Raw genomic sequence first — 12,432 nt, forward strand, 5'->3', positions numbered from 1 at the left:
AATTCATGATTTTTGAATTGCTATTTTATATTTTCTTTTTCGTATTCGTCGATATGATCAAACTCTGGATAATGTTTTCTGGCTTTAGACCACATTAAATAAATCGCAGGAATTACAAAAAGTGTCAAAGCAAGAGAGAAAATAGTTCCTCCAACAATTACAACTCCCATTCCGATTCTACTTGTTGAAGCGGCTCCAAGCGACATTGCAATTGGCAGAGCTCCTAATGCAATCGCTAAACTGGTCATTAAAATTGGACGCAAACGCGCTTCTGATGCTTCTAGAATAGCTTCTAATTTTGGTTTTCCTTGTTCACGAAGCTGATTGGCAAATTCGACAATTAAAATACCATTTTTAGTAACTAATCCGATAAGCATTACGGTTCCAATCTGGCTGAAAATATTCCATGTTTGATTGAAAAGCCATAACGAAAATAATGCTCCGGCAACCGCCATTGGAACTGTTAAAATAATAATCAATGGATCAATAAAACTCTCAAATTGCGCCGCTAGAATCAAAAAGATTAAAAGCAAAGCTAATCCAAAGGCGAAGGAAGTATTAGAACTACTTTCTACGAAATCTCGTGATTCTCCACTCAAATCGGTTGTGAAACTTTCGTCTAAAACTTTCGCTTTAATTCGGTCCATCTCCTCAATACCGTCGCTGATACTTTTTCCTGGTGCTAAACCTGCAGAAACAGTAGCCGACATATAACGGTTATTGTGATACAATTGCGGTGGATTACTTTGTTCTTCAACATTTACAACGTTGTCCATCTGGATTAATTGACCTTTGTTATTTTTAACGAACATTGAAGTTAAATCCAATGGTTTTGAACGGTCTTTTTGATCAAATTGACCAATAACCTGATATTGTTTTCCGTTTTTAATGAAATAACCAAAACGTTGTCCGCTCAAAGAAAGCTGTAAAGTTTGTGCGATATCTAAAATCGAAATTCCTAAGCTTTCTGCTTTTTCACGGTCAATACTTACGTTGATTTCAGGTTTATTAAATTTCAAATTCACATCGGTAGTAGAAAAAACATCGCTTTTACCAACTTCTTCCATGAAAACTGGAATTTTAGCTCTTAATTTTTCAAAGTTTGGAGCCTGAATAATATACTGAATCGGCAAACCTCCACGTCTATTAACGGCAATTGTAGGCTGTTGTGTTACAGCAGTTTTAGCACTTGGATATTGTTTTGTCCACTTGGTTAATTTATCAGCAATTTCTTTTTGAGATACTTTTCGGTCTTCAACATCTTTAAGAGCAAGTCTAATCATTCCCGAGTTTACTGAATTTGAACTGAATCCAGGTGACGTAATAACCAAACTTACTTTTTTCTCTGGAATTGAGTCGTCGATAACTTTGGAAATTTCCTGCATAAAACGATCTGTATATTCGTATGAAGATCCTTCTGGAGTAGTCATACGCAACGTTACGGCACCACGATCATCATACGGTGCAGTTTCTTTTGGAAGAATTGTAAAGAACAAGTAAATCAATCCAAAACAAACAATTAAAATTGGAAAACTGATCCATTTTTTATGCATGAACTTCTCTAAAGCTTCGGCATAAGTGCTGTTCATTTTTTCAAAAAACGGCTCTGTTTTAATATAGAATTTTGATTTTTTCTGTTCGCCGCCTTTCATTAAATAAGCATTTAACATTGGCGTCAATGTTAATGAAACGAAAGCCGAAATTAATACTGCGGCACCAATTACTACACCAAATTCCCTAAAGAGTCGGCCTACGAAACCTTCTAAGAAAATTACAGGCAGGAATACCGCTGCTAAAGTTATGGAGATCGAAATTACGGCATAGAAAATTTCATTTGAACCTTTAATTGCTGCTTCAATAGGGGACATTCCTTCTTCAACTTTTTTGAAGATATTTTCCGTAACTACAATTCCATCGTCAACTACTAAACCTGTTGCAAGTACAATTGCTAATAAAGTCAATACGTTGATGGAGAATCCAAAAAGCCACATAATAAAAAACGTAGCAATTAACGAAACAGGAATATCAATTAAAGGCCTGAACGCAATTGCCCAGTCTCTAAAAAATAAATAGATAATGATGATTACCAGAATTATAGAGATTCCAAGTGTTTCAGCAACTTCCATTACTGATTTCTTTACGAAAATAGTATTATCAAGCGCAATATTCAGTTTTATATCTTTTGGAAGGTCTTTTTTTAGTGCTTCATATTTTTTATAAAATTCTTTTGAAATATCCAGATAATTTGCTCCAGGCATCGGTACGATAGCCAAACCAATCATTGGAAGACCAGATTGACTTAATTTTGTTTCTAAATTTTCAGGGCCTAATGATGCAAGGCCAACATCGCTGAAACGAACAATTTTATCTCCGTCAGTACGAATAATAATATTGTTGAATTCTTCAGGTTTTGATAAATTTCCAACCGTTTTTACAGTAAGTTCTGTGTTATTACCAGTTAATTTTCCTGAAGGAAGCTCCACATTCTGAGCATTTAAAGCAGTGCGGACTTCTGCAACGGTACAGCCATATGCAGCAAGCTTTACAGGATCAATCCATAAACGCATTGCATAACGTTTTTGTCCCCAAATTTGCACGCCACTCACGCCCGGAATAGTTTCTAAACGCTGCGAAATTACATTTTCGGCATAATCACTTAATTCAAGAGAATTTCGAGAGTCACTTTGTACCGTCATCGAAATGATAGCATCACTGTCAGCATCGGCTTTAGATACAACTGGAGGCGCATCAATATCCTGTGGTAAACTTCTGATTGCTTGAGAAACTTTGTCACGAACATCATTCGCAGCTTCTTCCAAGTCTTTATCTAAATTAAACTCGATCGTAATATTACTGCTTCCTTGGTTACTAGATGAAGTAATATTTCTAATTCCGTCAATCGCGTTTACTGCTTTTTCAAGAGGTTCTGTAATTTGTGATTCAATAATATCAGAATTGGCTCCGGTATAATTTGTTCTGATCGAAACTTGCGCCGGATCAATTGAAGGGAATTCTCGAACACCCAAAAACGTATAACCAATGAAACCGAATAAAATAATCAAAAGATTCAGTACAATCGTTAAAACGGGTCTTCTTATGCTTGTGGTTGATAAACTCATAGAGGATTTATGTTTTTAGAGTTCATGTTTTAGATGTAGAGTGCAGGAATTTTAAAATTCATTTACTCATAACACCTAACTAAAAACTCATAACTTAAAATTATTTTTGCACTTTAACTTTTATTGGAGCATCATTTTTTAATGACATAACACCGCTTGTAACTAGAGTATCACCAGCTTTTAATCCTGATAAAATTAAAATAGAAGCGTCAGTACGTGTTGTTGCTTCAACCATAACTTCTCTGGCTTTGCCCATATTTGCAATAAAAACCTTTTTTCCGTCCTGAACAGGAACAATAGCTTCAGATGGAACCACAATAGCGTCTTTAATAATATTCAATGGCAGTTTTACATCGGCAAAAGTTCCAGGGAAAAGTTTTCCATCAATATTGTCTGCAATAGCTCTAATTTGCAGTGTACGCGTGGCAACGGCAACTTCAGGCTCAATGGCATAAATTTTAGCTTTGTAAACTTTATTTGAACCAGAAACTGTAAAGTCAATGCTAGATCCGTTATTTACTTCTGTAGCATATTTTTCAGGAATCGAAAAAGTAATTTTCAGTTTTCCAGTATTTACCAATTTCGCTACTAATATCGTTGGTGTAATATAAGTTCCTGGAGAAATAGAGCGCAAACCAATTTTTCCTGAAAAAGGAGCTTTTACAGATGTTTTTGAAATTTGTGCTTTTATTAATTGCGTCTGGGCTTTTGCAGAAGCGTAATCTGCATTGGCAACATCAAATTCTTCCTGGCTTATGGCTTCTTTCTGAAGAAGTAATTTTGCTCTTCTTTCGTTTTCGCCGGCTAATCCTTCTTTGGTTTGCGCCTGACGAAGCTGTGCTTTTAATTCAATATCATTTACCTTGAAAAGTACTTGACCTTTATTCACGTAACTTCCTTCGTTAAAATAAATACCCTCAACAATTCCTGAAACCTCGCTTCTGATTTCGATTTGTTCATTTGCTTCGATTGATCCTGATAAAGATAAATTGTTGTCAAAAACAGCTGTTTTTACAACAATTCCAGTAACAGTTGTTGGTTTGTCTTTGTCGCCAAACTTTTTAGAATCGTCGTTTTTACTTTTGTTTGAAACTACTCGGTAAGCAATAAATCCTCCAAGTCCGATAACTAGCAAGGCATAAATTAGATTTTTTACTTTCATAAATTTGAGGTAAATGTATTTTTTGGTTTTTTTTTAAGTAAGCTTACAAATTTAACTTTTTGATACGAAAACGAAAGGCTGAACTCTTAATTTAACATTTGTATGTACAAGTTTTTGCTTTGCTTATCATTTAGACTGTTTTTCTTTACAATGGTTTAATGTAGGGGTGTAAAAAAAATATTCTTCTTTTTTTAGGCTGTTTTTGGCTAAAAATTAATTAAGTCAGTTTTTAAGTGAAAAAAAGCAATTTAAAAAGTAGGTTTTTATTTATAAAAAAAGTAAAAATACGTGTGATTAATTTAGGAAAAAGACTACGTGAATTTTATTTATACGCATTTTATCAGTTTTATTTTGTGCTTTATCGATTTTATTTGTAACATTGATAAGGTTAAACAAAACAGCGTTATTGGACTATCATTTTTGCTGTTTTTTCTGTAGTTAGTTGTGATAAATGTAGGTTTTTTATTTGTTTAGACTTGAATTTTTTGTTTTAGAAAATTTAAAAAATTAACAACTGTTTATATTAAAAATCAAAATCTATTTATTTATGAAGAAAAAATTACTTCTTGGTTTATGGTTTTCTTTGATTCTTGCAGCTATTTCGGTTTTGTTTTGGAAGAACGAATTTCAGTACAGTTTGCCAACACCAATTCCAAAGGATTATCACGCAGTTGCTATGGGCAGTAAAATTGATTTAAAGTGCTGTACAGCGGATCAAAAACCAATCTTTTTCCACTTTTTTAATCCAGAATGTCCTTGTTCCCGTTTTAATGTTCCTCATGTAAGTGAATTGATAAAAAAATATGGCGATCGTGTTAATTTCAAGATTGTTGTGATCAATAATGAAAAGAGCGTATCTATTGAGGAAATTCAGAAAAAATTTGGCGCTAAAATTCCAGTTTACTTTGATCAGCAAATAGCAAAAAGCTGTGGAGTTTTTTCTACGCCGCAGGCCGTTCTTATTGATGGTTCACAAAACCTTTATTTTCGCGGTAATTACAATAAAACAAGATATTGCACTGATGCCGAGACGAATTATGCCCAGCAGGCAATAGATTCTTTATTAAGTCATACAAATGCCCCTTCATTTGATGCTTTGGCTCTTAGGGCCTATGGATGTTCATTACCAAAATGCACTAAATAAATCTAACCATTTAATTACCTCAATTTTATGAAATCAAAAGCTAGTTTAAATGAGCAGGACTACCTGCACAGTTTTGTGTCTACAATGACAGAAAAATCTGATACTATTATTAATTATGTTCTTGCTGTTTATTTCCTTCTCGGAATTGCATTATCTTTTAAATATGACACTTGGGAAATTGGAGCAGGAGTGGGAACGCTGAATTTGCTGGCGTATTATTCGGCTAAATTATTTCTGAAAAATTCGAAGTTTTATCAATATGTTCTTTCTGTGGTTCTGGCCATTTTTATGGCACAATATATTTATCAAATGCATGGTATGTTTGAAATGCATTTTACAGTATTTGTGGCCAGTACAATTTTAATTATCTATCAAAATTGGAAATTGCAGATTCCGCTGACACTTTTAGTGATTTTGCATCATGGTGCTTTGGCTTATCTTCAAAATTATGTTTACAACGATGCAAATGGCATGCAGATTTATTTTTCGCAGGTAAATTTTGATGTTGAAACTTTTTTAGTACACGTTGTATTAGCGGGTGCGGTGTTTTTTATGAATGGATACTGGGCTTACTATTTTAAAGCACACAGTCAAAATCATATTTCTAAAATCTCTGACGAATACGAATTGGAAAACATCAAATTAGCATCTGCAAAATTCAGTTCAATGTCGGCTACAAAAGAATACAATGATTTTATTCATAAAACCACTTTAGATTTAAAAATGCCTGTAAGTTCAGTATTAAAACTGATTGATGTTTCTAAAGGACATACAGATAATGATCAGCTTTTGAGTTATTTAGATATGATGAGAGAAAGCGCTAAAAAAATCGATGATCTGGTAAATGATATCCATTTCAAATCAGTCAGTGGAAAGACAAATCCGAATCAATAATTTAATAAAAACAATATTTTAATTGAATTTAATAGTATACGCAGCAACGTAATCATATGTTAATTTTAAATGCAGAAATTTATGGATACCAGAATTACCCGCCCAACTCCATCAGACAGAGAAGTCGATTGGAATAAGAATAAAGTATTACTCAGTAAAACGGATACAAAAGGAACCATTTTATACGCCAATGAAGATTTTATTGACGTATCTGGTTATGATGAATTTGAGCTCATTGGCCAGGCTCATAACGTAATACGTCATCCTGATATGCCCAAAGTAATTTTTAAATTTTTATGGGATAGTATTAAATCGAGTAAAAACATTCATGCCATTATCAAAAACATGTCGAAAACCGGCAGATATTATTGGGTTATTACCGATTTTAAAATCATAGCCGATTCAAATGGAGAAATTGTAGGTTATTTTGGAACAAGAAAATCGGTTCCCGAAGATATTGTAGTCAAATTTATCGAACCTTTGTATAAAAAACTTTTGCATATAGAAGAGGCCAGCGGAATGTTGGCATCTGAAGAATATTTAATTGGTTTTTTAGAGGAACGAAAAAAAACATATATGGAATACATTGATCATCTTATTGCAACTGGAAAAGATGATAAAAATAAAGTAAGCAAAGGTCTGTTCAGCGGACTTTTTGAAAAGAAAGAGACTCCTAAAAAATAAAAATAAATTTGAAAAAAACTTTGCTGTATCAATCAGAATATTCAATCCTGAATTTGTCCCCCAACAAATCTAATCACCTAGAAAAATAATTGGATATTTTGTAAAATTTGATGCAGTGAAGTTTTTTCTTAAAGTTGCTAAGATACTAAGAGGCTAAGTTGCTAAGCCTTTTTTAGTTCAAAACTGCAAAAAATAAAGTGACAAATAAAGTTTAAAATCTAAATCAATCCGAGTGTCATCCTGAGCGAAGTCGAAGGCTAATGAAAAAAACTTAGCATCTTAGTATCTCAGAACCTTAGCATCTTAGATTAAGATATATAATTCCAAATATTCTTCTTTTTAGTAAGTTCAATAAAAACAGCTTTTAGAACCACGTGTTCCGGCTTTTGAAGTGCGCTGTCTTCTTTTAAAATTTTCATGGCATAATTTCGTGCCAAAGACAAAATGTCTCGGTCTTTTACAATATCAGCAATTTGCAGATTTAAAACACCGCTTTGCTGTGTTCCCATTAAATCGCCGGGACCACGCAGTTTTAGGTCGACTTCGGCAATTTCGAAACCGTCATTGGTTCCAACCATCGTTTCCATTCTGGTTTTGCTGTCGGTGCTTAGTTTGTGGCTCGTCATTAAAATACAATAACTTTGTTCAGCACCACGGCCAACGCGACCGCGCAATTGATGCAATTGCGATAATCCAAAACGTTCGGCACTTTCAATAATCATAACGCTGGCATTAGGTACATTTACACCAACTTCAATTACAGTTGTAGCAACCATAATATTTGTTTTGCCTTCAGAAAAGCGTTTCATTTCAGCATCTTTATCGGCTGGTTTCATTTTTCCATGTAAAATAGAAATCGAATATTGTGGGAGCGGAAAATCTCTCGAAATGCTTTCGTAACCATCCATTAAATCTTTGTAATCCATTTTTTCAGATTCCTGAATTAACGGATAAACAATATAAATTTGTCTTCCTAAAGCAATTTCATCACGAAGAAATTTCCAGACTTTTAATCGGTTTGTATCATAACGATGAACGGTCTGAATTGGTTTTCTTCCAGGAGGTAATTCATCTATTACAGAAATATCCAAATCTCCGTATAAACTCATCGCCAAAGTTCTCGGAATTGGAGTTGCCGTCATCACTAAAACGTGTGGCGGAATCTCGTTTTTCTTCCACAATTTGGATCTTTGCTCCACACCAAAGCGGTGCTGTTCATCAATAACAGCAAGACCTAAATTTTGAAATTTTACTTTATCTTCTAATAAAGCGTGAGTTCCAATTATAATTTGCAGGGTTCCGTTTTCAAGTTCTTCATGAATAATTTTTCGTTCCGATGTTTTAGTTGATCCCGTTAAAATTCGGATATTGATATTCAGCGTATTTGCAAATGCAGATAATCCAATAAAATGCTGATTGGCCAAAATCTCAGTCGGAGCCATTAAACAAGCCTGAAACCCATTATCAATTGCCAAAAGCATACTCATAAAAGCCACAATCGTTTTTCCAGAACCAACATCTCCCTGAAGCAAACGGTTCATTTGAGCGTTGCTTCCCATATCGGTACGAATTTCTTTGATTACTCTTTTTTGGGCGCCTGTCAAATCAAAAGGCAAATGATTTTTATAAAATTCATTAAATAATTCGCCAACTTTAGTAAACGGATGTCCTTTTATTTTATGTTTTCGAATTAGATTTTTAGTAATCAATTGAAGCTGAATAAAAAACAATTCTTCAAATTTTAATCGGAATTGGGCTTTCGCCAAAGCATCGGTACTTTTTGGGAAATGAATATTGAATAAAGCAGCTCTTTTCGGAATTAACTTTAACTCTTCAATTAAATATGGCGGAAAAGTTTCAGTAAATAAAGCTTGAGTTTCAATAAACAATTGTTCCATCAGTTTATTGATGGTTCGGTTTGAAATACCACGATTGGCAAGTGTTTCTGTTGAAGGATAGACCGGCTGCATGGCAGAACGCAGACTTTTTTGATGCTCGGTTAATAATTCAATTTCAGGGTGTGCCATACTAAATTGGCTTCCATATAAAGAACATTTTCCAAAGATTACAAGCGTTTCATTCAATTTTAAACTCTCTCGAACCCATTTATGTCCTTGAAACCAATTCAGCTCAATTTGCCCCGTATCATCCACAAAAGACGCGACTAAACGTTTTTTGTTTTTAGCAAATTCAACAGTCTTGATATTGATAATTTTTCCAATAATCTGAACTTCAGTTCCTGTATTCTGCAGTTCATTAATCTTATAATAACGTGTTCTGTCAATGTATCTATTTGGAAAAAAATTAACCAAATCTCCATATTTATGAATTCCCAATTCCTTACGAAGCAACTGACCACGGCTCGGGCCAACACCTTTTAAGTATTCGATTGGAGTTTCAAGAAGATTATTAGACATTTTTTTTAGACTTCTTAGATTATTAGACTGGCTTAGATTTTAGAAAATAGAATAAAGAATAAAGAGCAAAGACAAAAATCTATTTTCCTGATTCTATAATCTTTTATCTTTCATTTGGAAAAGCGAAGATAGATTTAAATTAGGAAATTTGAAAATGGAATATTTATCAATTATATAGGAAAGTTAACTCGTATATTATCATATTGTTAAGATAGTGTTTTTCGACGCAACTATTTTTAAAAAAGATTTATCTTACTAATAGTTAACCTAAAAAACTATAAAAATGAAAAAAATTGGACTTTTAATTACGTTGCTTATTTTACTTACTTCTTGTTCTAGTGATAATTCTGATGACAAAGAAAAATTAGAAGTAAATGATTATTATGGAAAATGGATAAATACCCAAAATGAAGTAAGTTGGAATGATGAGTATGTTTTTAGTAAAGACAATACATTTACAAGAACTAAAACAGTTAATAGCGTAACTACTCATTTATCTGGTACTTTTGAAATTTTTGAAAGAGAGGGCAGGGCTAATTTCCAATTAACTTATTCTGCTCCTTCAAATTTGATTATTACCTGTAGTGGATCTGGAGGAAAAAGCGAGCTTTTGTATATTCTTAATGGTAATTTGGAAAATTCGGCAAGGATGTGCGATTATCAATTAACATACAAGAAGTCAAAATAATAATAACAAGACTCACTAATTCAAATTGTTTAAGACTTCGTAAATTTTTGACACAGTTTTTTTGATATTTAGACTATTTTTAAAATTGCTTCGAAGGTTTAAGATCGTTTTTTATACCTTTTGAATATTATTTTATTGTAAGTTGTGATTTATTAAAAAGCAAAATAAAAAGCGTAAGTTTGTTTAGGAAAAAAGTATTCAATTCTAATTGGATACTTTTTTTGTTTTAAATACTTTAAAAATGAAAACACACTTAGCACTTTTACGCGGCATCAACGTTTCTGGTCATAACATGATGAAAATGGAAGCTCTAAAAACCATGCTGGAAAACATTGGATTTCAAAATATCCGCACTTATCTGCAATCTGGGAATGTTTTTGTCGATAGTGATGAAGATGCTTCGAAAGTGGGTTTCATGATAAAACAGGAAATTTTTAAAGTTTTTGGGCATGAAGTTCCTGTAATTGTAATTACTAAAGAAGATTTAGAATTGTGTTTTAAAAACAGTCCGTATCTAAAAGAAAAAGATCTTGATACCAAAAAACTGTACGTTGCTTTTGTATCGACTACTTTAAAAAGTGAAAATATAAATGACTTAAAAATCAGTCAGTTTAAGCCAGATGAAGCCAGTATTGACGGCAATAGAATTTTTATTAAATACGCCGTTGGAGCTGGAAAAACTAGATTGGAAGGAAAATATATCGAGAAAAAACTGAATGTTATAGTAACAATGCGAAACTGGAATACAGTAACGAATTTGCTGGCAATGTATTCTGAATAAAAAGAAAATTAGCCACGAATTCACGAATTATTTTTACTTTGCTATTAAATAAAAAATTCGTGAATTCGTGGCTAATTTTTATTTAGCAATCAAATCGCAGTACCAGAATCCATAATCAAAAGCATCAGAACTATTTGTGTCACAGGCAGTATTTGACGAATCTTCGTTTTTAGGTTTCTCATATTTGCGGTAAACAATTTCTCCAATTTCAAAGTTTATTGGTTCAGAGAAAATGGGTCCGTCAAAAGCAAAAGTGTGAAATTCGCCGTTTTCTCCGCACACATCAACATTTTCGGGTAAATCATTAATAAAATCTTGGTCGATAATTCGGCCAACAAAACTTTTGTCTAAATAACGTTCGTTTACACAAACCACAATCGTTTTGAATCCAAGCGAAATAAACTCCTGAATTAAATCGTGGGATGGAATTTTCCAAATTGGAAAAACACCTTCAAAACCTAATTTTGCCAATTGATCTTCACGATATTTTCGTAAATCTTCCAAAAAAATATCACCAAAAATCGAATGCGAAATACCTTCTTCTTTTAATTCGGTTAAAGCTGTAGTCATTACACTTTCGTAAACTTCCATAGTTGGCATTTCAGGAATTTCAAGAATTTTTAATGGTATTCCGATGCTTTTTGCCTGAGCTTCTAACAATTCAACTCGTACGCCATGCATTGAAATTCGCTGAAATTGCTGATTCACGCTTGTCATTAAACATTCAATTTTATGCGCAGGATGCTGCAGAATTTTATATAAGGCAAGAGCAGAATCTTTTCCGCTGCTCCAGTTGAATAAGGCTTTTTTTATCGACACGATTTGGTATTTTTATGCGGTAAACTTACAAATTTCATTCTATTTGTTGGTGAAAGGTTTGTAACTTTGGGAATTTACACGCCTAAATATGTCATTATATAAAGATAAATTCAAAATCGATTCAACTAGATTAAAGAATTGGGATTACTCAAGTGAAGCAGTCTATTTTATTACAATGGTTGCAAAAAATAGAGAATGTGTTTTTGGAACAATTGAAGATGATAAAATGATTTTAAACGATAATGGAAAGATTATTGAGACAGAACTTTTGAAATCAATTGCGATTCGTAAAAATTGGTTTTTCCATAATTGGGTTATTATGCCAAATCATATTCATTTATTGATTGAAATTCAAAATAAAAACGAAATTCAAAACACAACGCATATCGTAGAGGCGCACAGCAGTGCGTCTCCGTCCAGCATATCGACAACAGAATGTGACACATCTTTGTCGACAAACGTTACGGAGACGCACAGCTGTGCGCCTCTACGTGACAATAGGGACGAAAAACAATCTGAATCTAATTTTGGACGTAAACCAAAATCTATTTCATCATTTGTAGCAATTTTTAAATCGGTGACGACCAAACAAATAAATGGTACAAAATCCATTTGGCAGGATAATTATCATGATCACATCGTCAGAAATTATAAACGATTCGAAATAATTTATGATTATATTAAAAACAATCCGAAATCTTGGGAAACAGATTCTTTAAAATAA

At 33.0% G+C, this 12,432-nt stretch carries 10 protein-coding genes; 6 read left to right on the forward strand and 4 right to left on the reverse strand.

Features of this window, described 5'->3' with window-relative positions; genetic code table 11:
* Positions 1–20: 20 nt before the first annotated feature.
* Together GKZ88_RS13800 and GKZ88_RS13805 are read right to left on the reverse strand one after the other, a co-directional pair.
* A complete protein-coding gene (locus GKZ88_RS13800) occupies positions 21–3,119 on the reverse strand; it encodes an efflux RND transporter permease subunit (RefSeq protein WP_155102946.1) in 3,099 nt (1,032 codons plus the stop codon).
* A gap of 100 nt (positions 3,120–3,219) precedes the next feature.
* Positions 3,220–4,281, reverse strand: coding sequence for an efflux RND transporter periplasmic adaptor subunit (locus GKZ88_RS13805; protein WP_155102947.1), 1,062 nt, complete (start codon positions 4,279–4,281; stop codon positions 3,220–3,222).
* Between the two features lie 547 nt (positions 4,282–4,828).
* Here GKZ88_RS13805 and GKZ88_RS13810 point away from each other — a divergent pair.
* The 3 genes from GKZ88_RS13810 (at position 4,829) to GKZ88_RS13820 (ending at position 7,003) form a co-directional block, all read left to right on the forward strand.
* Positions 4,829–5,425 carry a thioredoxin fold domain-containing protein gene (locus GKZ88_RS13810; RefSeq protein WP_155102948.1) on the forward strand — a complete coding sequence of 199 codons (597 nt, stop codon included), beginning with the start codon at positions 4,829–4,831 and terminating at the stop codon, positions 5,423–5,425.
* Positions 5,426–5,452: 27 nt separating this feature from the next.
* Positions 5,453–6,319 (forward strand): hypothetical protein, encoded by an 867-nt coding sequence (locus GKZ88_RS13815; protein ID WP_155102949.1) that lies wholly within the window; start codon positions 5,453–5,455, stop codon positions 6,317–6,319.
* An 81-nt stretch (positions 6,320–6,400) separates the two neighbouring features.
* Positions 6,401–7,003 carry a PAS domain-containing protein gene (locus GKZ88_RS13820; RefSeq protein ID WP_155102950.1) on the forward strand — a complete coding sequence of 201 codons (603 nt, stop codon included), beginning with the start codon at positions 6,401–6,403 and terminating at the stop codon, positions 7,001–7,003.
* A 308-nt stretch (positions 7,004–7,311) separates the two neighbouring features.
* Here GKZ88_RS13820 and recG read toward each other — a convergent pair whose 3' ends face one another.
* Complete coding sequence (gene recG / locus GKZ88_RS13825; RefSeq protein ID WP_155102951.1) at positions 7,312–9,420, reverse strand: ATP-dependent DNA helicase RecG; 2,109 nt, start codon at positions 9,418–9,420, stop codon at positions 7,312–7,314.
* Positions 9,421–9,703: 283 nt separating this feature from the next.
* On the opposite strand from recG, the gene GKZ88_RS13830 reads away from it, so the two are divergent.
* Positions 9,704–10,108 carry a hypothetical protein gene (locus GKZ88_RS13830; RefSeq protein ID WP_155102952.1) on the forward strand — a complete coding sequence of 135 codons (405 nt, stop codon included), beginning with the start codon at positions 9,704–9,706 and terminating at the stop codon, positions 10,106–10,108.
* Between the two features lie 241 nt (positions 10,109–10,349).
* A complete protein-coding gene (locus GKZ88_RS13835; protein WP_155102953.1) occupies positions 10,350–10,889 on the forward strand; it encodes a DUF1697 domain-containing protein in 540 nt (179 codons plus the stop codon).
* Positions 10,890–10,967: 78 nt separating this feature from the next.
* Here the strand turns inward: GKZ88_RS13835 and GKZ88_RS13840 are convergent, their stop codons facing one another.
* Complete coding sequence (locus GKZ88_RS13840; protein ID WP_347343881.1) at positions 10,968–11,711, reverse strand: diphthine--ammonia ligase; 744 nt, start codon at positions 11,709–11,711, stop codon at positions 10,968–10,970.
* An 85-nt stretch (positions 11,712–11,796) separates the two neighbouring features.
* Between GKZ88_RS13840 and GKZ88_RS13845 the strand changes: the two genes are divergently transcribed.
* Positions 11,797–12,432: a transposase gene (locus GKZ88_RS13845; protein WP_155102954.1), complete on the forward strand. Its 636-nt coding sequence runs from the start codon at positions 11,797–11,799 to the stop codon at positions 12,430–12,432.

Source organism: Flavobacterium sp. LC2016-01, from assembly GCF_009711135.1.
In the GTDB taxonomy this organism is placed as follows: domain Bacteria; phylum Bacteroidota; class Bacteroidia; order Flavobacteriales; family Flavobacteriaceae; genus Flavobacterium.

Bases quoted from the DNA above. Each gene is read 5' to 3' on its own strand.
- GKZ88_RS13800 (WP_155102946.1), bottom strand. From the start codon at position 3,119: ATGAGTTTATCAACCACAAGCATAAGAAGACCCGTTTTAACGATTGTA.
- GKZ88_RS13805 (WP_155102947.1), bottom strand. From the start codon at position 4,281: ATGAAAGTAAAAAATCTAATTTATGCCTTGCTAGTTATCGGACTTGGA.
- GKZ88_RS13810 (WP_155102948.1), top strand. From the start codon at position 4,829: ATGAAGAAAAAATTACTTCTTGGTTTATGGTTTTCTTTGATTCTTGCA.
- GKZ88_RS13815 (WP_155102949.1), top strand. From the start codon at position 5,453: ATGAAATCAAAAGCTAGTTTAAATGAGCAGGACTACCTGCACAGTTTT.
- GKZ88_RS13820 (WP_155102950.1), top strand. From the start codon at position 6,401: ATGGATACCAGAATTACCCGCCCAACTCCATCAGACAGAGAAGTCGAT.
- recG (WP_155102951.1), bottom strand. From the start codon at position 9,420: ATGTCTAATAATCTTCTTGAAACTCCAATCGAATACTTAAAAGGTGTT.
- GKZ88_RS13830 (WP_155102952.1), top strand. From the start codon at position 9,704: ATGAAAAAAATTGGACTTTTAATTACGTTGCTTATTTTACTTACTTCT.
- GKZ88_RS13835 (WP_155102953.1), top strand. From the start codon at position 10,350: ATGAAAACACACTTAGCACTTTTACGCGGCATCAACGTTTCTGGTCAT.
- GKZ88_RS13845 (WP_155102954.1), top strand. From the start codon at position 11,797: ATGTCATTATATAAAGATAAATTCAAAATCGATTCAACTAGATTAAAG.